Source organism: Qipengyuania huizhouensis, from assembly GCF_019711635.1.
Classification (GTDB): Bacteria; Pseudomonadota; Alphaproteobacteria; order Sphingomonadales; family Sphingomonadaceae; genus Qipengyuania; species Qipengyuania huizhouensis.
Genome location: NZ_JAIGNT010000002.1, coordinates 1 through 24,092 on the forward strand (window position 1 = coordinate 1; position 24,092 = coordinate 24,092).

The window sequence follows — 24,092 nt, forward strand, 5'->3', positions numbered from 1 at the left end:
CGCCAAGATAACCTCCGCAAAAGCTATCTTGAATCACATCTCGCAGCGATTGTGAATCCAGTTTGTCAACAGGGCCTGGTGCTCTCGATTGTTGACAGAGCTATGCCTGTCGAGAGCTTAGCACGCCAAGAATGCCGTGATTTTCTTGATGTAGTTCGCCACCTACCTCGAAATTCGAGAAAGCGATTTCCGAAGCTTTCATTCCGTCAAGCATCGGAATTGGCCCGCTCGGAGGGTCAGGTTGAAGTAGTCAGTGCGGCCCACGCCAACGTGAACCTTGCGAACTTTTCAAGCTTTCTAAATTGGGCTGTCAATGAGGAGCTTCTTGTTCGGAACCCTATGAAGGGTCTCCGTTTGCCAGACTTGGTTTCAAAGAGGGATAAGCGGAATCCGTTCTCCCGCAAGCAGCTTGAGCGCATATTCAATTCACCACTTTATAGAGGCTGTAAGAATGGCGAGCGTGGTTATGCAATTTCAGGTGGTGAGCAGCCTCGCAATGCGCGCTTCTGGATACCGCTGATTGCCCTGCATACGGGAATGAGACTGAACGAGATTTGCCAGTTGGATGTCGTCGATTTGCGTCTGATAGACGGAATAGAATGCTTCATTGTTACGGGGACATCTGAATTCGATAAACGGGAAAAATCTCTAAAAACAGCCGCAAGTGAACGTTTAATTCCCGTCCATGCTGCGCTTTATCGCTGCGGCTTTTCGGAGTTCCTGCACGAGCGGCGCAACACACGACATGCTAAGCTTTTTCCTGAGTTGGGGGTTGGTCCCAACGGAAAGCGGTCTGTTGGATTCTCCAAGTGGTTTACGCAATTCACCCGTAATTGCGGAGCGTATGAACAACGGACGTGTTTCCATTCATTCCGCCATAACTTCAGAGATGAATTACGAGCGGCTCGTATCGAGCATGATGTAGCGATGTGGCTCGGAGGCTGGGCTACATCAGGCAATTCTCAGATTGCGGCAGATAACTATGGAGCGGGACATCGAGTTAAGGCACTTTCCGAGGCAATCGCAAAACTCAACTTCGAGGGACTTGATATCTCCCATTTGGAGCTTCGCTCCAAATAGCAGCCGCGAGGATTGCTTTTCGTTATTTCACTGGGGTTTAAGTCTTGGCCGTCGGGTTCAAACCGTAGCATTGAACCGTAGCAAACACGCTCCGAAGACCGTGGTTCTGTATTTTTATCCAATGATTTCAATAGGATGGTGCCCAGAAGAGGAAGGTGCGAGTTTTCGTGGGTCGATTCTCCATCCAGACCAGCATTTTCCGCTTTGTTTTCAACGTCGGTCAGTTCGAGTCCCAGAAGAGGCATCGAACCCTCACCGTCCCACAGAGCCTTTACCAACGCCTTTCGTGCTTCGCGTGAGCGTGATGGCAGGCTGGTAATGACGGCCTCCGCCCAACGTTGGTCATCGTCATCGTGACCATCCGTTTCATTGCCAGCGGCGGTTTCGGTCATGGTGATGGTGACGATGGCATCGGCGTTTTCGGCAACGGTGGGTTTGGTCATTCTTCGAGCGTGGCACAGTTCATCGTTCCGTCAACGATGTTGAGGTGCTTCATGACGAAGACGATGGTGCTGGGATGGCCGTAGAGCCGTTCTGGTGCCCTTCACGCTGCCAGTGCTCGATAGACGCTGGCACGACCGATGTTCATCTCACGGGCGATTGCAGAGGCCCCCATGCCCTTTGCTCGAAGGGCTTTGACCTCATCGGGGTCGATGGTCGCGGGACGGCCCTTGTAGGCATTCCGCAATTTCGCGGCTTCAATCCCACGACGTTGCCGAGCCTTGATGAAGTGCTTTTCGATGGACCCCACAAGACCAAACACGGTTAGCAGGACTTCGCCCATAAGGTCGCTGCCATCGAAGCTGATGACGGGGTCGTGGATACGCAGGATGGCCTTCTTCTCGACAACGCGTTTGGCGATGGTCAGCAGGTCGCCAGTGTCGCGGGCAAGACGGTCGGGATGAAGCGCCAGAAGCTCGTCTTCGGGTTCGAGCAGGCGAAGGACAGCTTCAAGTTGGTCACGACCGTTGAGGGAAGAGCCATTGCCGACATCATGGAAGACTACGACCGCGCCAAGTTCTTCGAGCCTAGCCTTCTGGCTCTGGATGTCCTGACCCTCATTCGTGCTGATGCGCGCGTAACCCAACGTCTTGCCCATGCTCTCTCCAACCGTCTCGTATGGCTCTAAGACCGTTGCACAGAACTGTGTTTCGTCAAGGAAAACGAACCCACATGAGACAGTTTCGGCGTCTCAAATCTGTCTCGCTTCTGGTTACCTAACTGAGGTGGGGAAATCAGTCAGGCTGCTCTGGACGTCCTTCTCCTAACCGAATTTCAACGACGCGTGGCGCATCCACCCTCGAAAGAAACTCGGAGAATAAAAATTGAAAACCTTCGCAGATGGTCGAAAGATAGATTTTGGCCGTGGGAGTTTCGATGATTGGTGTGTCTTCGTTATCGAGAAGGACGGTAATCGCCGAGCGCCTTTGGATTCCGACTATTTCGCAGTTGTTGCCGATGTCTGTAATCGGCACGGAAGTGAAGAGTTATGGCGCATTTACGAGCGGATTTACGAGCGCACGAACAGGCAGGTCGAAGATGATGTGCTCAGCGGGATTACGGTAGTCAGTGAACGCTTCGGCGATGATGCTGTAGCAATCGATATTGCTCTGACATGCATCTATCTTGGGATGATTGCCGAAGAGAACAAGCGCAACACGAAGCTTGGTAAGCGTATCAAAAGGCTAGCAATGCATCAGCTTGTCCACGAAGGTTTAGAAGTGTCAAAGGTCGTGAACTTCTCCAAAGGCATGAAGGCTCACGAGATAGACGCTCTTTGTCGGGAGCGGGGCTTCTGAAGGCGATTAGCTCGGACGGAAATCCACTGTCTCAAGCGTGCAAATCTTGTCGTATAGCCATTTCCTGATAGTGGTTCCGAATGCCGAGTGTCAGCGTTTCCAAAGATGCCCAAACAGAGTTGGTGATGCCAACGAGGGCGCGTCCATTTCTGAAATGGGCAGGCGGAAAATTCCGAGTTCTGGACGAGATTCTTCCGCGCCTGCCTGTTGGCAAAAGGCTGATAGAGCCGTTTGCTGGGTCAGCAGCAGTCGCAATCAACGCTGGCTACGAGAAAGCTCTCGTGTCTGACCTCAATCCCCACCTTATTGAACTTTATGAAGCTGTTCGGGACAACGCATCTGAGTTCATCGCGGAGGGCAAAGCCACCTTTGCGAATGCCAACACCCGAGAAGCGTTCGATAGCCTGAGGGCCGAATTCAACACAACGACTGACCCATTTCGGCGCGCTGTGCTTTTCGTTTATCTCAATCGGCACGGGTTTAATGGTCTTTGCCGATATAACGGGAGGGGCAAATTTAATGTCCCATTCGGTCGTTACAAAGGACCCAAATTCCCTGAGCGCGAAGTGCTAGAATTCAGCAAGCGAACACAGTCATTTGAGTTTCATTGCGAATCCTTTGAGGACGCGATGAAGCGGGCGACAGAGGGAGACGTCATCTATTGTGACCCTCCATACGTTCCGCTTTCTGCCACGTCGAATTTCACCAGCTACGCTAAAGAGGGCTTTGGTTTCCCCCATCAAAAACGTTTGGCGGAAGTTGCGCGGGAAAGCGCGCAGCGCGGTATTGCTGTTTTGATTTCTAACCATGACACCGCCGACGCTCGTGCCTTGTATCGCGGGGCAGAAATTCAGAGCTTTGCGGTCAGACGCTTCATATCCAGCAAGGCCTCTACGCGTGGCAATGCTCAGGAACTATTGGCGATTTTTCGCCCGCAATAGTTTCCTCATCGTCAACTCGAACAAGTGGGTGAAAACCCCCTTGATTCAGAGCGATGGTCCTTTTCACAGAAGAGCTTAGCGGCCTAACTCATCCCTCAAATTTGAGGGAGTCAAAAATGGTCGAATGTTCTCACGGCAATACCGCACCTATTCAGGTGGTGCGAAAGCTTTCTGAATGCCAAGCAGGCACAGGTAGGCACAAATGTGCAGTCTGCGCATATGAAGCGGGCAAGCAAGCCGCATTAGGGAAAAGTTTCCAAGGCCCTGCTGAAGAGTGTGACCAAGAGCACGCTTCGGCTCCACATGATATGCTGGTTGATTTGCCAGCGTCGCAAGCAGGACCGCACCGCCATAAATGCGCTTATGAAGCTTTTCAGGAAGGCCGTGCGGCAGGTGAACAACTGGCCGCTGAAGAAAAGGGCGGACAAGAGCCGACAGAGCCACTCACGGAGTCTGATGATGTTGCGGGCGAAGACATCGCTGAGGAACAAGAGATTGCACGGCTTCTGGCAGATGCAAGCCTCAAGCAAACCGAGAAGGAACAGCTTGTCATGGCTCGTCGGGGTCAAGGCGAGTTTCGCCGCAATGTCCAATCCATAAGCGAGAAATGCAGACTCACCGACATTGCAGAAAAGGCGATGCTCATTGCGAGCCACATAAAGCCTTGGAGGGACTGTTCGAATGCTGAGCGTTTAGACGGCTATAACGGCTTTCTTCTTGCTCCTCATGTGGACCATCTGTTCGATAAAGGTTGGATTTCTTTTGGGGCGGACGGCAAGCTCATGGTGTCCAAGAAGCTAGATGTCGAAGTTCTCAAAGCTTGGGGAATTACGAATGACCAGTGCTCACCAGCACTCGACGATAAGCATCTGCCTTACCTTGAATATCACCGCAAAGAGATTTTCCGAAAGTAAGCCCACTTGTTGAGCGGCCACGTTGTTTAAGCTCGCTCAAAAACTGATATGTGATATACCACTAAGATGAATGAGGCGCGCTATCGGTTTGGAACAGTCCCCTTACATTTGTAAGGGGACTTTTATTGACCATCATTACTACTCATTCGTCGTGGGTCATTCTTCTGGCGATAGAAATCGACCTGCATCATTCCTTCTGTGGTGCGCTTTTTCGCATGAGCGAAGAGCGCCGACACGTCGTTGCTGCGTATCTATCCGCCAAGCTGCCGAAGGACAGCGAGACGAAGGATGTCGGCCAGTTCCTGTTGTCTGCCCCACATCACGAAATTCTGAGCGTCGCCTATGATGGTGACGTTCCAAGGGGACTACGGCGTGCACTAGGTCGGTCAGGGCCTGCTATTCATCCCGAGCAGTTTTACTCTCTCCTGAAGCACCTGCTCTCCTCCGACGATAGCGAAGCCAGAAAATGTTTGGCCCACCTTCCTCGGCTCGACCATTCGAAGCTTATGACCGTCAATGCACTCCCTAACTCGCTTCGGACACCTTCCCTCGTCGAGGCTCTTATGAGCGAGAATGAAGCAGGCGATGTCGTGACAGCGTTTCGTGTTCTTCTCGACAATGGTGTCGATGAGGAATGGCTGGTGAGGTCACTACGGGAAGTGAGAACACAAAGCGCGCTGTCCTCGGTATTTCAAAGGGCTGCTCGTCGGGCCAAAGCTCCTCCCCATCCCGTGCCAGCTTCGGAATTCTATCGCCCAATCGAAACTGGCGAAGAGCTTTTTGCTGTTGCACGTGAATTTCGAAACTGCCTGCGCAATTACACATGTGCGTTTCTCGATGAGGGGCAAGGAAATGCTTTCGCAATGGTTTCTCGCGCCGAGCATCGCACCGTTGTGCATCTTGTTCGTGGGAAGGCGGGTTGGAAGCTGGAAGGGCTGTTCAAATCTCGAAATCGTCGTCCTTCAAGACCGACGCGCGAGTGGATTGAAGCCTATTTGGAAGAGCACGGTGTTATCATCGAACGACGCGAACCGAGAGCACCAACACGCTGGGATTCGCTGCACAATCTCATTTGCTCGGACCTGCTCCAATTCAATCTCGATTTCGGATTCGAGGAACTCGACGAAGCAACTGAGACGGAGATGATTTAGCCTCTGCTTCATCGAGCAGGTGCTTGCTCTGAAATCGATTTGTGGCCGCCGCGTCCCTTGCGCGAAAGCGAAGTCACGAGTGAAGCGAAGCGCGCCTAAGATTCGCTCCACGAAAATAGCCTGCGCGCAGCGCCACTTCGACAGAAGGGCTGACCTGAGCAAAGGTCGCGACGTGACCTGTTCTCTAATTAGTGTTTATTACATAAACAGGACCATAATATTTTAATTAGAGAACAGGCCGAACCAATTTATTTGGTCCATGGATGCGATGCCCACGCCGTGGATTTTATATTGGGATTTCTGCCAACACGCCAAGCCGCGAAGCTACTCGACTTGACCTTGCCCTCAATAATAGTGGGGTCGAACAGGGGTTGGCCTTGCATTGTAACCGTCGTGGGGTTCTTGAAGGCGCGATGTCCATGAGGAGTTCGAATCACGACAGCAGTCTCCTCGACGTCGAAAACTGCCAAGTATCCCTCATGATATTTCGTGCCGTTTCCGTTCACCTTTGAACGCGCAAATCCAATTAGAACCCCGTCGCTGTCTTCAGCAACGTCGCCCCATTCGACCATCCATTCGCGTCCTTTGCGCTTCGCTGCGAGCGCACGGATTTCCTTGGGCGTGAGAAAGCCAAACCACCATTTGCCTCTCCGCTTCTCGCCGAACACTTCGAGTTCGAGTTGGTATCGAACCTTTTGTGCATTGGGCATAGACTTCGCTCCCGCTTTACGTCCTTTGCGAGGCCGCTTGCCATCGTTGTAGAGCCAGTTGTCATAGAGCGTGAGTTGCAAGCCTACCGCCTTGTCCCATGAAGGAGGTGGGTCTTCTGGCGACCACTTGGTCTCTGACGCAATGAGGTTGGCTAGACACAAAGGAGCATGCGCTTTCAGGCTTCTGTTGAAGCCACTCCACCTTGCGGGGTCAGCTTCGACTGTCGCGAGGAATAGTTCGAAATCTCGTTGCGTCATCGGCTCGTCGCCCTCTCGGGCTTCATTGTCTCGGAACCTGTCGAGGACGCTTTGGGCATCTCTTGCAAGAGCTTGGCCCAGTCCGCGTTTGTTGGCTGAGGCATAGCTCGCGCTTCTCCCAGCAACGCTTGGAGTTCGATGGTGGCAATTTCATCAGGCATATCGCCTCGTTGACGTCTTCCGAAAATCTCGGATACTTTTTTGAGGGTGCGGGGGCTGATGGATTTCAGGGCACGAGCATTATCCGTAAACCAGCTAATCGCTTCACTTTGAACGATTAGCGAATTAGACAGCAGCAATGGCCTCCCTCCGCTCGGATTGCGCACGCAAACATCACGCGTGAGGTGCGAAGCGAGCGCGAGGTAGACGCTCCATTCCCACAACATGAAAGGGTCCCGCATAAGCACGATTGGTGCTGAGCGTTCGAAAAGTGCGTCGCGGTCATTCATCAACGTCTTGTCCCATTGGGTGTCGTCCCAAAGGTCCATATTGGTGCTCACCACGATGGGAACGTTGAGGTTGATGTCCACGCGAACCTTCCCTTCTTTCGTTTTCTCCATTCGAGAGAAGATGTCGGGTGTCTTCGGGTCGGTCGCCTGCTTGAGGATTTCAAACATTGGCTTCGAGCGAAAGATGATGTCTGCCTCTTCCATGATGAGAGGCCCAAGCCCCTTCGCTTCCTTGAACTGGTCAACAAGCTCGTGGACATTGCGGGGTCGGCACCTGATGGGCCGCAATTTGCGCGACCGCCAAACCGCTTCCTGCTCGACAATGCTGTGCGTTTTCCCGACACCTTGCGGGCCGCAAATGTAGAGCGCGCGCAGACCTACGCCACCGACTTGACCGACGTCAGCTAGTTTGAAGCGGACAAGTCCAATTTGGCGCGCAATCGGGTTCTCCAAGAGGACCTTCCGCCATTGAGCGACGGTCTTGCGTGTTTTGGTCTTCGTAACGTCCTTTGCTGAGTTGCTGGGTTCAGTTCTCGCTGGTCGTTGAAGTTTCCTTGTCTCAGGAGCTTCAGCTGCGGCAACTTTCTTGGTCCTTCTCGGCGTCGCTTCAGCCTTCCATTCAGGCGACCGTTTGACCCCGACATTCGTATTTTTCGTCATGCTCGTTTCCCAGAAAATGGGTAGCGCCACCCGTGTCCTGACGAGCCACTTGGTTCGCCAAAGACGTGGTTTTGTTTCTAGCCCTCGTCGATGACGGAGGCCGATGAAGTGAGGCTCTCCCCCATGGAAAGAACCAATTGATTTGCCCCTTGCGCTGGGGCGACGCCCGCCACTTGGACGAACTTGCATCGGACATGCCGACGCCGTGATGGCCATCGACCAGACAGTTAGCGGGAGTGCGAAAATTCGCCGAGCAAAAGGGTCCCATTTTTCAGTTTTGGTGATGCAAAATGAAAACTGCGATTTTTTCAGATTTGGTGGGAATCTTTGAACTGGCGGAGTTCGCTATTCGAAAATATTGCTCTCATCATGGCTCGAAAAACACGACCTCTGAAGAACTCCGACTTGGGTCGCGAACGCAGCTTGGAGACCCGCAAGTCACGCAGTGCACTGCACGACAAGTTGACGTGGAATTTTGTCCTTGCGATTGCTCGCTGGGAGCAACCGCGCACGCTCAGAGGCTATGTTTCCGAGCTAAACGACATTGGCCATCCCTCAGCCAGCGGTTCGCCTTGGACGACCCAAAAGCTGCACAATGTTTTCAAACGCCATAACACCACAGCCAAGAAGCTGACGGCAAAGGTTAATCAGCCTGCGGTCTACGAATTGCCGCAGCCTCCGACGAAGGCCGCTCGGATTGCTTTTAGAAAAGCTATCGAGGGAATTGACCAACCCTCGGTGCAAAATGGGTCATGGAGGCCTGCCACAGAGATTCAACCTCGTCGTTCCGACTTAGTAAGGCACGGCGAATTCGGTGTCGGCCAGTATGTGAAAGAAGAAGCCATTGCACGCTTCTTATGCCGCTTCATCGATGACGAGCACGGCAGCTTTGACGCACAAATTCCCGCTTCTCAACTTGAGGTTTTCCAGTTCCATTTAAGCCGTGAGGAGCGGCAACAGATAGCCGAAAGGCTCGCAGAAAAGTGGCTTTAGCTCGAATTAAATAATGTGGCTTGATACCGTCTCGTATATACTCGGAGCATGGCACGAAAACTAAACTACGGACAAAACTTTAGCACCAAACCAAAGACGCAAATCGGCAAGCAAGATGACGCAGCTATGCCATTCTGGGCTATCCGCAAGGCTGCGAGGGAGCGTCTTATCCGCCAGCGGCCAGACCTCTCGCCATCGGAGATTGACCGCCGTGTAAGGCGCATCGTTGCCCGTGGAATGCGGCCTGCGGAATCCCAATCACCATCTGTTTCACGATGTGACTTAGCTTTGCAGAAAGAGAGACTAAGACACCTTGCGCGGTAGCGGCGTTCCGAACTTCAATGCAAACAAGATGCCGTCTTCGGGGTGCTCAAAGTGCCAACTCACGAGGCCAATTCGCTTGTCCGCTTGAGGTCGCACTCGTCCCTTCATCTCTGACGAGAACGCATAATTTCGTGCGCTGTAAAAATCCAACATTCCATAGGTGTCGATGACCACAGAGGCTTTGAAGTCGTAGCGGTATCGCAATGCCCGAATGTGGGAATTCTGCTCGAAGCGTTCGACGAAAGAGAGAAGAGGGAAAGGCTTTCTGGGCATCTCATATTTAGACCGACTCTAGAGGGCTGCTTCGTTCGGCGCGAGCCGACCTACTCCAACCCCCGACCCAGAAAAACCTCTGCATCTGTCCCTCGGGAAGCCGTAGAAGTCCGTGCTTCTCAAATGTCGTTTTGAGCAATCCAGAAGAGGACGCGATGCAAGGGGTTAGGCTGGTCTCGCCAGCAATCGTGTATGCTGTTCAGCCCACGGGTCAGGGACAATGCACCCATTGCAGACCCTAATGGGTTCTTCACGACCATCAGGCCGCCAAAGTGAGAACGACAGGCGCGGTTCCCGCTTAATCATCGACTTCCAAACATAAGCGCCATCGTGAGTCTGATTTTCATCGGATGCGAGGCACTGGCCGTGCGTCTGAACCCACCACTCAATTAGCTGGCGAGTGATGCCGTGCCCTTGGTAGGACCGCTCGACAATCGTCTTGCCGATATGCCTGTGAGGCAAGCAATCTACGGGTGCCCATGTGTTCATGATAGCGATTAGCTTTTCGCCGTCGAAAACGCCGAGATACTCAGAATCGAACATCCCTTTACCAATTCTGACATCGAGTAACCGCCCTTGAGCGTGGACGAAGTGGACCGCCTTGTTCCACGGACGCGGGAAATGTCGTTCATATTCCCTGATGAACTGCGTCTGCGAACTATGAAGTTGAACCATGCTCGTATCTTTCGACCATTTTCTTGATGGATTCCAGAACTGCTAGAGTCCTATCCAATTATGCGTGTGATGATGCTTTGCGGCGCGCGCCCCACCTCAGTTAGGTAACCGGACTTAAGGCACTTCCCGAGACGGAATCTGCGTCTCGCACGGGTGGTTTTTCTTGCCAAAAGACAGTTCTGTGAGAGGGTCTTACATCCATACGAGACACTTGGAGGCTGGATGGGCAAGACGCTGGGTTACGCAAGGATCAGCACCAACGAGGGGCAGGACATCCAGAGCCAGAAGGCTCGGCTCGAAGACCTTGGTGCAGTGGTGGTGTTCTGCGAGACCGGGAACGGATCATCCCTCAACGGTCGTGACCAGCTTGAAGCGGCCCTGCGTCTGCTCGAACCTGGCGACGAACTTCTCGCCCTTCATCCTGATCGTCTGGCCCGTGATACCGGCGACCTGCTCACCATTGCGAAGCGCATCGTCGAGAAGAAGGCGATCCTGCGCATCCATGACCCGGCGATCACCTTCGACGGTTCGGACATGATGGGGGAAGTTCTGCTGATCGTCTTCGGACTTGTGGGCTCCATCGAGAAGCATTTTATCAAGGCGCGCCAGCGCAGGGGAATCGAAGCCGCCAAGCTGCGCAATGTCTACAAAGGCCGCCCCTCGACCATCGACTTCAACCGGGTCAAGGAACTGCACGCCGAAGGGATGCGCCCCACCGACATTGCACGCGAGATGAAGATCGGTCGGGCGAGTGTTTACCGGGCATTGGCGGCGTGACCGAGACTACCGCCGATACCTGATGTGAAGCCCGCCCCCGAGCTTCGGTCGGTCTTCCTCATCGAGCTTCTTCACAAGATCGAGAACCGGCAGCCGGGGATGGGTGATCATGTTCATCAGGTGGATGTGCTCGCCGTGCTCCCAGTGGTTGCGATCCTGATCGACATCCCTCTGGTCGAAGTAGAACAGATGCCAGTCAGTCGGATACTCGACCGGGATAAACAGATGGGCGTTGAGGAGCCGTCGCTGCTCGAACATCTGCCCGATCTTGTTCACGAACCGCTTCGCGTCCTTCGACAAAGGCCCCACCCCATTGCGCGCCAATGCCTCGCGATCCCTGTCCTTGGGCACGAGATGTTCGGGATGATGATGCTTATGGAACCGGAAATGGCGAATGGGAATCGCCTCTGTCATGCAGGCGAAGATCAGGCTGGCCAAATCCGAGCCATCAATCACCGCATCCCGGCAATGATCGGTTAGGTCCGACTTCTTCGCAATGTTGAAGATCGTCAGCAGCGAGTTCAACGCTGGCTCTTCGGTCGAGGACATTGCCAAAAGTTAGAGAGCCGCACCGTTCTCGCCAACCCGAGGGACGAGACGATCCCCCAGCGTCCATGGATCATCTTCTGAACTTCGTTGACGCCCTGTGCGGCTGTGCGACACTCATCCCATGACCAGGAAGCACGCTCCCGAGATCGTAGATACTGCCTCTCAACCATCATCAGCAACGGTGGAGGATGGTCAGGAAACCATGGAAATTACCGTGCAGGATGATAGGCGAACCCTTGGCTCTCCTGTCGGGTGCGCCAAACCTCGAAAATCTACGGAATCAGAGCGCCTTAAAGGCGCAGGCAAAAAGTCGTGTAGCACAAGCGCGTCGCACGAGGACCAATCTCAAGATCGTCATTCCGATTGTCTTCAACAGGATGGAGGAGATGGTCGTCGTCGCCTTACTCATGAGGGACGAGATCAGTCGTCCCTCTCGATCATCAACGGCGCGAGAGCAGGCACAGGATACTCTACCCTCGTAATCGCTTCGTAGAGCGCAGAAATTGGAAATCCACTTCCATAGAAATCACCTACCGAAGCACCACCAGAACCACCTCCCGTCCAACCTCCGAGGGTATAGGTAAGCTCCCGGTCAACACGACCAGCGCGCATGGCATCGCGAAAGTTGTGCCGAAAGCTATGAAAGGCTGTCCGATCCTGCTTCGCGCCCACCTTGATAAGGTATCGCGCAAACCATTTTGAGAAGTAGGCCGAGGCGTAGCCGAACCTGTCGAGAGGAAGCTCTGGCCACAAGCGACTTTCATTCGCACCCTTCGTTCTGCGCCAGTGTTCAAGGAGACGGGCTCGGATCAGTGCAGGGTGAATGGGAATGATGCGCTCGCTCGATGCGGTTTTCACCCGCTTTCCGAGCGCGGTATCTGCCTTGACGATGAAGCAGTGCACGCCATCGATCTCCACGATGTCATCCACCGTCTGTTGGCAGATTTCATTCTGCCGCTGGCCGCTGAACAACGCGATCAATGGGACATAGAAGTGCGCGGGAGATTCTGGCTTCGTGCGCCCCGCAATGATGGAGAGCAAATCGGTGTAGGGTTCTCCCTGAAAGATGGCGGCCAACTGATCGATTGAGAATGGCAGCCGCTTTTCTCTGGCCGGGATCGGGTCTGCAATCCGGAGGCCGCGCACCGGATTCCGGGTGGCGAACTCCTCCTTCACAAGCCAGTTCATCATTCCAGCCCACCGCGTCAGATACCCATTACAGTTTGACGCGGCCATTTTTTGAACTGCATGTTTTTGTCCCAGTTCTATAGCCTCGTATGGCGTCGCACCGGGCCAACGCCGTTCATAGTGTCTCGGCAACTGCTGCAACACTTCCATCACCCTGCGGCAATCCTGCCGAGAGATGTCAGTCACCAGCTTGTCCTTGCCGAGGACGGCAACCACAAGGTTTCTGACAGTCTCGTAAGCCAGCACCGTCTTGCGAGTCCGCGCACTACCGGGATCGGATAGATACCGGTTCCACGCCTCGTAGATCGTTAGGCTGTTGGTTGGAGCGATAAATACGCTTGCCGCCACACTGGTCGAAGGTGGGTCATACGCTGTCCAAGTTTCTGCACCGTTCCGCCGTGCGGACTCGAACGCTTCCGCAATCTCGAACGCCATTGCTCGCCCCCTTGGGAGGGCTTCCGGATAGGAGGCGGTTTTCAACGACCGATTAATGTGAGTCTTTCCGACGATGGCTACGAGATCGGAGGGGACGCGAACCCTGAATTGATAGATTCCACCTCGGCGCCAAAGGCCAGACAGCCGCTTGTGATACACGGTAAGGCGACGACGACCATCTCCTCCATCCTGTTGAAGACAATCGGAATGACGATCTTGAGATTGGTCCTCGTGCGACGCGCTTGTGCTACACGACTTTTTGCCTGCGCCTTTAAGGCGCTCTGATTCCGTAGATTTTCGAGGTTTGGCGCACCCGACAGGATTCGAACCTGTGGCCTCTGCCTTCGGAGGGCAGCGCTCTATCCAGCTGAGCTACGGGTGCATGCCGTGGCCGGGGCGCTTAGCAAGGCGTCCGCCATGCTGCCAGAAAAATCGCGAATGCGAATCCTGCGTTAGGAAATTGGCAAGCGCGCTGGCGTAGCTTCGCAAGCTATGAGCGCGATGTCCCACGAATTCGACCTGTCGCTAGCGACGGTGCTGTCACCAGCCGACAAGCCGGGCATGCGCACGGACAGGCTTACTGCGCTCACCGCACAATGGGAGGCGGTGCACGAAGCGGCAGCGGCGGTCGGAATCCTCGCCCAACTCGGCGAGGAAGAGGAGAGCGAGGAAATTCGCAGTCTCCCGCAGCGGGCATTGGAACTTGGCGGTCTGAACCTGGAATCGGTGGCGCGCGGCGTCGACGATCTTGCCGCAGTCATGCAACCGGGCCTGCGGGCACTGCTTTCGCTGACCGCAACAGGGCACGACACCACCAGTGCCGCGCTCACCCTGTGGCGTGAATTCCATTGCGCGCGGGCAGCCATACTTGCTCTCGCACCGCCGGAGTAGCGGTTCGCGCGCTTGACCGCGTTCGCTTTCTGTTCCATTTGGTCGCCATGAGCGATTCCCCTGTTATCGAAACCCCGCTCGATGCCGGCAGCGTTTGCCGCGGCATCCAAAGGTTATTTGCCCGCAACGATATCTGGCTGATGCCTGAAATGCCGCTGCGCAACGGCCGCCGCGCGGATCTGATGGGTCTCGACACCAAGGGCAGGATCGTCATCGTCGAAGTGAAGGTCCAGCGGGGTGATTTGCTGGGCGACGGCAAGTGGCCCGATTATCTCGACTTCTGCGATCGCTTCTATTGGGGCCTTCCGCCGCAGCTCGACCGGAATATTCTCAATGGCGAGGACTATCGCCCCGATTGCTGCGGCATCGTGGTAGCCGATAGTTACGATGGCGAAATCGTTCGGCCGGCGCCGCTGCACCCGCTGGCCGCCACGCGCCGCAAAACCGAGGTGGAGCGGCTTGCCCGAGCCGCCATGCGCCGGGCCACTGTTGCCATCGATCCGCATTGCGCGCCCTGGGGCGGCAGCGAATAGCCGGTTTGCCTGTGAAAGCGGGGTGTTTTGCGGCATAGGGGCGCTACGCCATGTGGACCGCCATTCTACTTTCCGCCGCCGCCATGACCGGGATCGTCGCCCTGCGCTATCTCGCGTCGAGCGGGGTGTTCGCCTGGCTCACCCATCGCCGGCTGCCGGACTATCACGCGAAACTGGGCGAGCAGATTCGCAAGGAAATCGGCTGGTCGCTCGCCTCGGCGGCAATTTACGGCATACCTGCGGGGGTCGTCGCCTGGGGCTGGCAGGAGCGGGGTTGGACGCGGATCTACACCCATTGGGACGCGCTGCCGCTGTGGTACCTGCCGCTGGCGCCACTGATCTATCTCTTCCTGCACGATACATGGTTTTACTGGACCCACCGCCTGATGCACCGGCCCGCCTGGTTCCGGGCAATGCACGCGGTGCACCATGCCAGCCGCCCGCCCACCGCATGGGCCGCGATGAGCTTTCATCCCTGGGAAGCGATCACCGGTGCCATCGTCATTCCGCTGCTGGTCTTCGCCGTGCCGATCCACGTGGCCATGCTCGGCCTGGTACTGCTGGTGATGACCGTAATGGGGGTGACCAACCACATGGGCTGGGAGATGTTTCCGCGCAAACTGGTTCACTCGGCGTTAGGGGGATGGCTGATAACCGCCAGCCACCATCAACGGCACCATGAAGAGTATCGATGCAATTACGGCCTCTATTTCCGGTTCTGGGACCGTCTGTGCGGAACCGACAAGGGGCTGAGCAAGGCGCTATGAAGCGGTTGGCGTTCCTGCCGCTCGCTGCGCTGGCACTGGGTGCAGGAGTCCCCGCCAAGCAGGACGGATCGACGATTACGATCACCATCACCAACCTGCGCAATGCCAACGGGATCGTGCGCGCCTGCATGACCGGTGTCGAAAAGAGCTTCCCGAAATGCCGCGGAGTGGCAGGTGCCCATGCTGCGACCGTAGATGCACGCGAAGGCACGCTAACCCTCACTTTCAGGGGCGTGAAACCGGGGCGCTATGCAATCGCACTGTTGCATGACGAGAATTCCAACGGCAAGGCAGACCGTGCGCTGGGCATGATGCCAAAGGAAGGCTTCGGCTTTTCCCGCGATGCGCCGGTGCGCATGGGCCCGCCGGCCTTTTCCGATGCCGTGTTCGAAATGACGGGCGAAGATCGTTCGATGGCAATCAAGATGCGGTACATGCTCTGACGCTGCAGCGCGCAGGAATCGATTAACCTTAACCATTTTTTCAGCACGCGCGGCGCATAGCCTTGCCCGATAACCACTCGTTTCGGGGGCACTTGCTGCAATGGACAGGCTTGGCGGAGAATTCGGCGCATTCGGTGCAGGCCGGGATTTCGACGATAGCGATGAAGGCGGCTATGCCGACGACGGCGCGCATTCCAACCCGCCTCCTTCGCCGGTAGGCCAGGACGAACGCCGCATGCAGGTGCGCGCCTACAATCACTGGTCAAGCCTGCTAGGCAGCGAGAAGCTACCGCATATCGAGGACCTGGAACCCGAATTTCTTGGAGATTTCGGCCCTTACAGCGTCTTGCTCGATTTCTCGACCGGCAGCACCACGCCCACCATCCAGTTCATCGGCAGGGAGCTGAGCAGGGAATGCAGGCTTGGTGATGCCATCGAAACCTTGCAGGAGATTCCGCGCAATTCACTGCTGAGCAAGATCGCCGAAAATTACCTCCAGGTAGTCTCGGCACAGGCCCCGGTCAGTTTCGAGGCCGAATCGGCCAATGGCAGGGGCAAGACCGTCGCCTATCGCGGCATCCTGCTACCCTATTCGAGCGATTTCGACACGATCGACTTCGTTTATGCCGTCATCAACTGGAAGGAAATCGCCGACGCCCAGACCGCGGATGCGCTCCTTGAGGAAATAGACCGCGCGATGGACTTTGGCACAGTGGCAGAAGGCGCGGTGGTGGAAGACACACCGGCAACGACCGCCGACATCGTTCATTTCGACGCTTATGACACAGCTGAAGAACCGGTCGAAGACATCGAAGACACCGCTGAAGAAACCCACTGGGATGGCGAAGATAACATCCTCGACCTGCGCGATGCCCAGGTGGAGACGGGTTCTTCCGGTGAATTGCCGACCCCCAGCTTCGGTTACGACGACGGCCTATCCCATTCAGAGGATTCCCGGAGCTATGAAATGCCCATGACGCCCAAACGCAACCGGGCGGTGGATGCGCTCGGCAATCCGGTTGTTGGAGGCGCTTCAACGGAAGTAGGCGCTGAGGAAGACGTTTCTCCCACCGGTATCACCACCGCCGCCGATTACGGCCTGCCCGATTGGGACGAGGAAGAGCCGGAAGCTGAAGATGTCGACGAATTGGTGAACCCGCTGGCGAACATCGATCTCAACAGCCGCCTGCTGGCGCTGGTCAATGCCGGCACGCGCGGGAAAAAGACGGTCGATCTCGGCACGCTGTCCGATAAAACGTCCGATGACGAGGAAGAGGCGCAGGAAGAACGGCAGCTTTTCCGTCCCAAGGCACCATCGGTCGATACGTTGCTGTCGCCCGAGCCTTACGAAGAAGAGGACGAGCTCGAAGCTTACGACATGGCCGGGGAATTCGCCTGCGAAGTCCCGGTGGAGGATGTGTCTTACAGCCACGGCGAGACGGAACCGGCACATGTACCGTCCAGTCAGTTTGCCGAAATGGCAGAATCCGGCCCCACCGAGACTGCGAATGTCGAGCACGCGGAGGAGGCTTTCGCAGAACCGCTCGAGCTGGGCGAGGAAATGATCATCGAGGAAACCTCCGGCGAGACGGAAGCCGAGGTGACGGAGGCATATGCCGAAGTGGAGGCCGAAGAGCCGGCCGCAGAAGCCGAGTACGGCGAATTCGAAACCGCCGAAGCCGCGTCGCCCGAGGAAGCTTTCGAAGAAGAGTCGGTCGCGCTGGTGGAAACCGGTGGAGCCGAAGCTCAAGAAAGCGGCGATGCTTTGCAGACGCAGGATCCCGAGAGCCTTACCGGTTTGCTCGCCGCGGTGCGCGACCTGACGGAAGCTGCCCGTACGACCGATGATCTCGGCCGCAGGGCACTTTACGAAGCTGTCGGGCGCGCCTTCGACGTCAGCATCAAGGCGGTGATCGCTTCGGAACGCCATCCCGGCACGAGCCGGGGCGTGGTCGAGCAATTCCCGGTCGATGCGGTATCGCAAAACGGGCCGGAACTAGCGCTGGTAATGGTCCGCCGCAAGGCGAATGGCGAAACGGAAGTTGTCGGCGAAGTGCCGCATGACAGCATCCTGATGGAAACGGCCACGCTCAAACTCGCCAGCAAATAAAGGCCTTGGGAACCGGCGGCGCGCAGGCTAGCGCACCGCCCATGCCATTCGCATTCCGCGCGCCCGTCCGCATCCAGCCGTATTTCGGTTATCGCAACCGGGAGCGGCTATTTATCACCGTGCGCGCCCTGCGCTCGCGCAAGAGCGAATTCGGCAAGAGGGGCAAATGGCGCGCGCTTCGCACGATGATGGCCCAATTCGCCAGCCATGAGGTGAAGGACCTCCCGGTCGAGCTGGAAGTGCAATCGCCCGGCGGTGAAACGCGGCGTCACCAGGCGATCACCGACAAGGAGGGCTTCGTCCATTTCGACATCCGGCTGGAGGGCGAATGGGACTATGAAGAGCACCCCCAGTGGGAGACCGTAACCCTGCACTGGAACAACGGTGAAGGCGCGCAATGCATCGACGGCCATGTCCTTGCCCCCGGCACGGCGACCGGACTGGCGGTAATTTCCGATATCGACGACACGATCATAGAAACCGGCATCACCGGCAATTTTCGCGCGGTCATGCGCAATTGGCGCCGCGTGTTGATGGAAATGCCCGAAGAACGTATCCTGGTGCCCGGCGCGGACGTGTTCTACAATGCCCTCGGTGGCAACGAGGGCCTGCCCGAAGGCAAGGGCCACACTGGCGAGCACCAATACGCCTCGCGCCGCCCGTTCTTCTACGTCTCATCGAGCCCCTGGAACCTGTTCTCCTATCTCGTCGCTTATATGAAGGGACGCGGTTTGCCGCTCGGGCCCATCAGCCTGCGTGACTGGGGCCTGAATCGCCAGACGTTCGCCTCTTCCAGCCACGGGGCGCACAAGCGCGCTGCAATCGAAGCGATCGTCGCGACTTATCCGGAGATGAAATTTGCGCTGATCGGTGATGATTCGCAGGGCGATCTGACGGCCTTTTCCGACATCGCGGTTGCCAATCCCGCACGAATTCGCGCGGTCTTCATTCGCAAGGTCGGGGAGACGATGAGCCCGGAAGAACTGATTGCAAAGGCAGCGCTGGAAGCGGCAGACATCCCTCTTTGGCTGGGCGAGGGTTACAGCGAAGGCCATGAATTTCTCGCCTCGATAGGCCTCCTGGAAGATGACGAGGCGACGAAGATCGTCGACTCGGTCGGCAAGGGCGAAGCAGAGGCGATGACGTGAGACGGCGCCCATCCCTTGCGGCGCAATCCGCTCGTTTTTCGTCCGGGTCGTGAAATTCCTCCGCAGCGCAGTTCCGGTTTCAGTTCCGGTTCAGGCCGAAACGCCCTAGTGTCGCGGCCGATGCGCTTCCTCTCTCATTTCCTCGCCCTTTTCGCGCTCGCGGTACTCGTCGCGCAGCCCGCAGCTGCGCAATCGATCCTGCGCGACGCGGAGACCGAAGCTTTCCTGGACGAGATTTCAGCGCCCCTCATCGAAGCGGCCGGGCTGGAACCGGGCAATGTCGATGTCGTCCTCATCAACGACCCGTCGATTAATGCCTTCGTCGCCGGCGGGCAGGCGGTCTACATCCACAGCGGGCTGATCGATGCGGCAGACACCGCCAATGAAGTGCAGGGCGTGATCGCGCACGAATTGGGGCACGTTACCGGGGGACACGTGATCCGCACCGGCGAAGGCCTGGCCACGGCCAGCAGGATCTCGATCCTGTCCATGCTCGCCGGGATCGGTGCGGCCCTTGCAGGAGGCGGTGAAGCGGCCATGGGCATCATTGCCGCAGGACAGCAGGCTGCGCTGGGCAAATTCCTCGCCTTCAGCCGCACCCAGGAAGCGAGCGCCGATGCCGCCGGCGCCGATTATCTTTCCAAGGCAGGCATTACCGGGAAGGGTTCGCTCGCCTTCTTCGAAAAGCTCCTCAATCAGGAAAATCGCCGCGCCATTCTTCAGAACGACGAGGCAGGCTTCTATCGCACCCACCCGTTATCGGGGGACCGCATCTCCAAGCTGACCGATACCTATCGCAAGGATCCCGCCTGGGATGCCCCGCTCAACGCAGCGTGGGAAAGCCGTTTCCAGCGGGTGAAGGCGAAACTGCAAGGCTATGTCGCCGATCCGGAACATACACTGCGCGATTACCCCGAGGGCGACGATTCGACCCCGGCCCTGCTTGCGCGCGCCTATGCCTATCACAAGGAGGCGCGAATCGATCGGGCACTGGCGGCTGCGGACACGCTTATCGAGCGGTCTCCCAACGATCCCTACTTCCTCGAGCTGAAGGGCCAGGTCCTGCTCGAATCCGGGCGTGCGAATGAAGCGCTCGATCCGCTGCGAAACGCCACCGAACTGACCCGTTCCGAACCGCTGATCGCTTCCATGCTGGGACACGCGCTGATCGCGACCGAGGACAAGGCGAATTACGAAGAGGCCGAGCGCGTTCTGCGCGCCGCAGTGGGCCGCGACCGGTACAATCCTTTCGCCTGGTACCAGCTGGGCGTAGTCTATGCCGCAAGGGGCGACATGGCGCGCGCACGACTCGCCAGTGCGGAACAGCAGGTGATGAACCGGCAATATCCCCTTGCGCTTCGCAGTGCTCAGGCGGCCGAAGCAGAATTGCCTTACGGTTCGCCCGACTGGCTGCGCGCGCAGGATATCGCCATGGAAGCGCGTGCGCTGATGGAACAGTTGTGCGAAATGGACAGGGCCGAATGCGACGATCGCAGGCGCTGAACAACAGGGTGGGTAAAGTATGAAACATGTGCTGACCGTAGTGGTCGCTCTGCTGGCGGGCTTCGCCGGTGCAGCGGCCTTTTCCTATAGCGGATTGGGCCATTCGCAAACGCGCGAATACCTCGTGAGCAATCCCGATATCCTGCCCGAAATGGCCAATGCCTATCAGGCACAGGAGGCGCAGGATCGGCTGGCATCGGTTTCGGGTGATCTTTCCCAGCCATTCGAAGGGGCCGTGCTGGGCAATCCGAACGGGTCGAAAACACTGGTCAAATTTACCGATTACGCCTGCGGGTACTGCCGCTCCAGCGTCCCCGACATCGACCGCCTGATTGCCGCCAATCCCGATTTACGGGTGGTCGTGCGCGAGTGGCCGATCTTCGAGGGAAGCGAAGCCGCCGCGCGCATGGGTCTTGCTGCGGCGGAGCAGGGCAAGTTCGAACAATTCTATCACGCCATGTTCGCCAACGGCCAACCCACCGCGGCCGGCATCGCGGGCGCTGCTGAAGCCGCAGGCATCGATATGGACGCCGCCCGCGAATTCGGCTCTTCGGACGAAGTTACTGCAGAACTCGCGCGCAATGCTGCCTTCGCACGCCAGCTCGGCTTCACGGGGACGCCCAGCTGGGTGTTCGACGATCAGGTCTTCGAGGGCGCAGTCGGCTACGACCGGCTGGCGCAGATCGTCGGCGATAGCGACGGCTGAACCGGTACCGCGGCCAGCTGAGGCCCTATTCCTCCATGGCTTTCGCGTACATCGAAGCCAGCGGCTTCGCCATCACGCGGCGGACCATGGGTTCGAAGAACTCCAGCGGCTCGCTGTCATAATCCGGATCGAACGCGGCCTGATCGTATTTCTCGCAGAATTCCGCGCAGGCTTCGAAATGCGGAGAGGCGCGGAAATTCTCCCGCACATCGCGGTCCATCCCGAGATGGTGGAAATAGTAATAGCCCTGGAATGCGCCGTGATTCTGGCAGATCCAGTGGATTTCCTCGGTCACGAAGGGCTTGATGATCGCCGCACCCACCTCGGGGTGATTGTAACTGCCAAGCGTATCCCCGATGTCGTGAAGCAGCGCCATCACGACATATTGCTCGTCCCGCCCGTCGCGGTGCGCGCGCGTGGCAGTCTGCAAAGAATGCTCCAACCTGCAGACGGGAAAGCCCCCGAAATCGCCGTCGAGCAGTTTCAGATGCTCCAGCACGCGGTCGGGCAGGTCTTTGGCAAATTCGCGGTATTCGGCCCCGATGATCGCCCAGTCTTCCTTGGTCCCTTCCTTCATTTCGCGAAACTTGGCGCGTTCGGCCAGCGAATGGGCGAGGTTTTCGGGCTTGTTCATCATCTCTCTCCTGCTCACGTGCGATAGTAGCGACTGGCATTGCCCCGCGCAATTGCGCTAGAGAGCGAAGCAGATGGCCGTGTTGCCCCTCACCCCTACGCCCTTCTTCGAGAACAAGAACCAGGCGTTCTGGAACCTCCAGCTGGCCGGCTGGGGCGGAACGGCCGTGCTACGCGCCATGTCGGCCTTTGCCGGCGGCCAGCCGCTGGAATTCTTCTTTGTCATCCTGATCGCCATGATAACCGGCTTTTCGATCAGCCTGATCCTGTCGGTGGTCTATGCCTATCTCATCCGGCAGCGCCCGCTAGTGACATGGGGCGGGACGGCAGTTGCGCTCGCCATCGCGGTCAGCGTCTATTCCTTCATCGACAGCTGGGTACTGGGCCTGACGGGCTCCTCAGGCGATTCCGACTTCGTGCGCATCTTCATCGGGATCTATTTTTTCGATCTGACGCTGCTGGGCGCGTGGTCCGCGCTTTATTACGCCATCAACTTCTTCCTTCAGGTCGAACAGCAGGCCGACCGGCTGGAACGGCTCGAAGCGCAGGCGACCAGCGCGCAGCTGGCCATGCTGCGCTACCAGCTCAATCCGCACTTCCTCTTCAACACGCTCAATTCGATCAGTACGCTGGTGCTGCTCAAACAAACCGAGCCGGCCAATGCCATGCTGACGCGCCTGTCCAGCTTCCTGCGGCACACGCTCGTCACCCAGCCCGGCGGCAAGGTTACCGTGGCGCAGGAGGTGGAGACTCTAAAGCTCTACCTCGAGATCGAGCGGATGCGGTTTGAAGAGCGGTTGCAAACCGATTTCCGCGTCGAGGAGAAAGCCGCCAAGGCGCAGATACCCTCCATGCTGCTCCAGCCGCTGATCGAAAACGCGATCAAATACGGCGTCAGCCCACAGGAAGAAGGGGCGGAGATTTCCCTGCTCGCCCAGATTGTGGGGCCGAGGCTGCGGATCACGGTTTCCGACACCGGCCCCGGCGTGGATGTCGTGGGCACATCGGACGATCTCCCCGCTGTTATGGCCACGCACAAGCGGCGCGATTCCACCGGCGTGGGACTTGCCAACATCCGCGACCGTCTGGCGCAGGCCTATGGCGACGATCACCGTTTCGAAATCCGCTCGCCCGAGAGCGGCGGTTTCACGGTGCTGATCGAGATTCCGCACGAATTCGCCGATCAGATGGAGCCGTCTGCCGCACCGCCCGCGACAACCGCCGGGAAACCGGCCAGCGCTTCAGCCGTTGCAACCGAGAATTCCCCCCAAAAGGTAAGTACCGCCAAATGACTATCCGAACGATCCTCGTCGACGATGAGAAACTCGCTATCCAGGGCCTGCAGCTGCGGCTGGAACCCTTCGAGGATGTCGAGGTGATCGAAACCTGCCAGAACGGACGCGAGGCGATCCGCGCAATCAAGACTCTGAAGCCCGATCTCGTGTTCCTCGACATCCAGATGCCCGGCTTCGATGGCTTCTCGGTCGTCCAGGGAGTGATGGAAATCGATCCCCCGCTGTTCGTCTTCGTCACCGCCTTCCAGGAACACGCAATCCGGGCTTTCGAAGCGAACGCGGTCAATTATCTGATGAAGCCGGTCGACGAAGACAAGCTGGCCGACACGGTCGAACGTGTGCGCCAGCGCCTGGCCGAAAAGAAGAGCAGCGACGAGGCCGACCGGCTGCGCGGCGTGCTGTCCGAAGTGGCGCCCGAGGCGGTTGAGGACATGGATGGCGACGAGACCGAGTCGACGACCGGCGGCCGCTATGAAAGGCTGATCAACATCAAGGATCGCGGCCAGATTTTCCGCGTCGAGGTCGATACGATCGAGCATATCGAGGCTGCAGGCGATTACATGTGCATCTATACCGGCGACAATTCGCTGATCCTGCGCGAGACGATGAAGGACCTTGAGCGTCGCCTCGACCCGCGGACCTTCCAGCGCGTGCATCGCAGCACCATCGTCAATCTCGACCAGGTCCGCCAGGTGAAACCGCATACCAATGGCGAATGCTTCCTCGTGCTGGATAGCGGGGCCGAGGTGAAGGTTTCGCGATCCTACCGCGACGTCGTGGCGCGGTTCGTACACTAGGGCTGAGTCCTCGATCCGTTCGCCCCGGGCTTGTCGAAGGGCCGTACCTCTTTTCTAGCGCTGCGCCCAAAGCAAGAACGGTGCTTCGAC

24 protein-coding genes and 1 tRNA gene are annotated in these 24,092 nt (G+C 57.3%); 17 read left to right on the forward strand and 8 right to left on the reverse strand.

Annotated elements, in window-relative coordinates:
• On the forward strand, positions 1–1,080 hold a 1,080-nt coding region (locus K3180_RS02395; RefSeq protein WP_221538077.1), incomplete at its 5' end, for a site-specific integrase.
• On the opposite strand, the gene K3180_RS02400 is transcribed toward K3180_RS02395, so the two are convergent.
• Together K3180_RS02400 and K3180_RS02405 are read right to left on the reverse strand one after the other, a co-directional pair.
• Positions 981–1,523, reverse strand: coding sequence for a hypothetical protein (locus K3180_RS02400; protein ID WP_221538078.1), 543 nt, complete (start codon positions 1,521–1,523; stop codon positions 981–983). The two genes, K3180_RS02395 and K3180_RS02400, sit on opposite strands and share 100 nt — an antisense overlap.
• Before the next feature lie 101 nt (positions 1,524–1,624).
• Positions 1,625–2,179: a recombinase family protein gene (locus tag K3180_RS02405; protein WP_221538079.1), complete on the reverse strand. Its 555-nt coding sequence runs from the start codon at positions 2,177–2,179 to the stop codon at positions 1,625–1,627.
• Positions 2,180–2,405: 226 nt separating this feature from the next.
• Between K3180_RS02405 and K3180_RS02410 the strand changes: the two genes are divergently transcribed.
• The 4 genes from K3180_RS02410 (at position 2,406) to K3180_RS02425 (ending at position 5,885) form a co-directional block, all read left to right on the forward strand.
• On the forward strand, positions 2,406–2,879 hold the full coding sequence (locus tag K3180_RS02410; RefSeq protein WP_221538080.1) for a DUF7004 family protein: 474 nt from the start codon (positions 2,406–2,408) through the stop codon (positions 2,877–2,879).
• Between the two features lie 80 nt (positions 2,880–2,959).
• Positions 2,960–3,820 (forward strand): Dam family site-specific DNA-(adenine-N6)-methyltransferase, encoded by an 861-nt coding sequence (locus K3180_RS02415; RefSeq protein ID WP_221538081.1) that lies wholly within the window; start codon positions 2,960–2,962, stop codon positions 3,818–3,820.
• A 116-nt stretch (positions 3,821–3,936) separates the two neighbouring features.
• Positions 3,937–4,734 carry an HNH endonuclease gene (locus K3180_RS02420; RefSeq protein ID WP_221538082.1) on the forward strand — a complete coding sequence of 266 codons (798 nt, stop codon included), beginning with the start codon at positions 3,937–3,939 and terminating at the stop codon, positions 4,732–4,734.
• A 125-nt stretch (positions 4,735–4,859) separates the two neighbouring features.
• Complete coding sequence (locus K3180_RS02425) at positions 4,860–5,885, forward strand: hypothetical protein (RefSeq protein WP_221538083.1); 1,026 nt, start codon at positions 4,860–4,862, stop codon at positions 5,883–5,885.
• A 248-nt stretch (positions 5,886–6,133) separates the two neighbouring features.
• Here the strand turns inward: K3180_RS02425 and K3180_RS02430 are convergent, their stop codons facing one another.
• Positions 6,134–6,676: a hypothetical protein gene (locus K3180_RS02430; RefSeq protein WP_221538084.1), complete on the reverse strand. Its 543-nt coding sequence runs from the start codon at positions 6,674–6,676 to the stop codon at positions 6,134–6,136.
• A gap of 173 nt (positions 6,677–6,849) precedes the next feature.
• Entirely contained in the window at positions 6,850–7,962 is a 1,113-nt protein-coding gene (locus K3180_RS02435) for a hypothetical protein (protein ID WP_221538085.1), read from the reverse strand.
• 423 nt (positions 7,963–8,385) lie between these two features.
• Between K3180_RS02435 and K3180_RS02440 the strand changes: the two genes are divergently transcribed.
• The gene (locus K3180_RS02440) at positions 8,386–8,955 is read left to right on the forward strand and encodes a hypothetical protein (protein WP_221538086.1); all 570 of its coding nucleotides are present in this window, start codon (positions 8,386–8,388) and stop codon (positions 8,953–8,955) included.
• Positions 8,956–10,449: 1,494 nt separating this feature from the next.
• Complete coding sequence (locus K3180_RS02445; protein ID WP_221538087.1) at positions 10,450–11,004, forward strand: recombinase family protein; 555 nt, start codon at positions 10,450–10,452, stop codon at positions 11,002–11,004.
• A 6-nt stretch (positions 11,005–11,010) separates the two neighbouring features.
• Here the strand turns inward: K3180_RS02445 and K3180_RS02450 are convergent, their stop codons facing one another.
• From K3180_RS02450 to K3180_RS02460, 3 genes are all read right to left on the reverse strand, one after another.
• A complete protein-coding gene (locus K3180_RS02450) occupies positions 11,011–11,553 on the reverse strand; it encodes a hypothetical protein (protein ID WP_221538088.1) in 543 nt (180 codons plus the stop codon).
• A 420-nt stretch (positions 11,554–11,973) separates the two neighbouring features.
• Positions 11,974–13,335 carry a DUF6538 domain-containing protein gene (locus K3180_RS02455; RefSeq protein ID WP_345719418.1) on the reverse strand — a complete coding sequence of 454 codons (1,362 nt, stop codon included), beginning with the start codon at positions 13,333–13,335 and terminating at the stop codon, positions 11,974–11,976.
• A 146-nt stretch (positions 13,336–13,481) separates the two neighbouring features.
• A tRNA-Arg gene (locus tag K3180_RS02460) sits at positions 13,482–13,558 on the reverse strand.
• 110 nt (positions 13,559–13,668) lie between these two features.
• On the opposite strand from K3180_RS02460, the gene K3180_RS02465 reads away from it, so the two are divergent.
• The 8 genes from K3180_RS02465 (at position 13,669) to K3180_RS02500 (ending at position 21,277) form a co-directional block, all read left to right on the forward strand.
• Positions 13,669–14,067, forward strand: a complete 399-nt coding sequence (locus tag K3180_RS02465) for a hypothetical protein (protein ID WP_221538090.1) — start codon at positions 13,669–13,671, stop codon at positions 14,065–14,067.
• Positions 14,068–14,114: 47 nt separating this feature from the next.
• On the forward strand, positions 14,115–14,600 hold the full coding sequence (locus K3180_RS02470; protein WP_221538091.1) for an MmcB family DNA repair protein: 486 nt from the start codon (positions 14,115–14,117) through the stop codon (positions 14,598–14,600).
• 50 nt (positions 14,601–14,650) lie between these two features.
• Positions 14,651–15,367 carry a sterol desaturase family protein gene (locus K3180_RS02475; protein ID WP_221538092.1) on the forward strand — a complete coding sequence of 239 codons (717 nt, stop codon included), beginning with the start codon at positions 14,651–14,653 and terminating at the stop codon, positions 15,365–15,367.
• Complete coding sequence (locus K3180_RS02480; RefSeq protein ID WP_221538093.1) at positions 15,364–15,810, forward strand: DUF2141 domain-containing protein; 447 nt, start codon at positions 15,364–15,366, stop codon at positions 15,808–15,810. Before K3180_RS02475 ends, K3180_RS02480 begins: the two co-directional genes overlap by 4 nt.
• A gap of 100 nt (positions 15,811–15,910) precedes the next feature.
• Positions 15,911–17,920, forward strand: a complete 2,010-nt coding sequence (locus tag K3180_RS02485; protein ID WP_221538094.1) for a PAS domain-containing protein — start codon at positions 15,911–15,913, stop codon at positions 17,918–17,920.
• A 41-nt stretch (positions 17,921–17,961) separates the two neighbouring features.
• Positions 17,962–19,068: a phosphatase domain-containing protein gene (locus K3180_RS02490; RefSeq protein WP_221538095.1), complete on the forward strand. Its 1,107-nt coding sequence runs from the start codon at positions 17,962–17,964 to the stop codon at positions 19,066–19,068.
• Between the two features lie 120 nt (positions 19,069–19,188).
• On the forward strand, positions 19,189–20,571 hold the full coding sequence (locus K3180_RS02495; protein ID WP_221538096.1) for a M48 family metalloprotease: 1,383 nt from the start codon (positions 19,189–19,191) through the stop codon (positions 20,569–20,571).
• 19 nt (positions 20,572–20,590) lie between these two features.
• On the forward strand, positions 20,591–21,277 hold the full coding sequence (locus K3180_RS02500; protein ID WP_221538097.1) for a DsbA family protein: 687 nt from the start codon (positions 20,591–20,593) through the stop codon (positions 21,275–21,277).
• Positions 21,278–21,302: 25 nt separating this feature from the next.
• Here the strand turns inward: K3180_RS02500 and K3180_RS02505 are convergent, their stop codons facing one another.
• Positions 21,303–21,911 carry an HD domain-containing protein gene (locus tag K3180_RS02505; RefSeq protein WP_221538098.1) on the reverse strand — a complete coding sequence of 203 codons (609 nt, stop codon included), beginning with the start codon at positions 21,909–21,911 and terminating at the stop codon, positions 21,303–21,305.
• A 73-nt stretch (positions 21,912–21,984) separates the two neighbouring features.
• On the opposite strand from K3180_RS02505, the gene K3180_RS02510 reads away from it, so the two are divergent.
• Positions 21,985–23,202: a sensor histidine kinase gene (locus tag K3180_RS02510; RefSeq protein ID WP_221538099.1), complete on the forward strand. Its 1,218-nt coding sequence runs from the start codon at positions 21,985–21,987 to the stop codon at positions 23,200–23,202.
• Positions 23,199–24,002 carry a LytR/AlgR family response regulator transcription factor gene (locus tag K3180_RS02515; RefSeq protein WP_221538100.1) on the forward strand — a complete coding sequence of 268 codons (804 nt, stop codon included), beginning with the start codon at positions 23,199–23,201 and terminating at the stop codon, positions 24,000–24,002. The genes K3180_RS02510 and K3180_RS02515 overlap by 4 nt, the downstream gene beginning before the upstream one ends.
• The last annotated feature ends 90 nt before the right edge of the window (positions 24,003–24,092 follow it).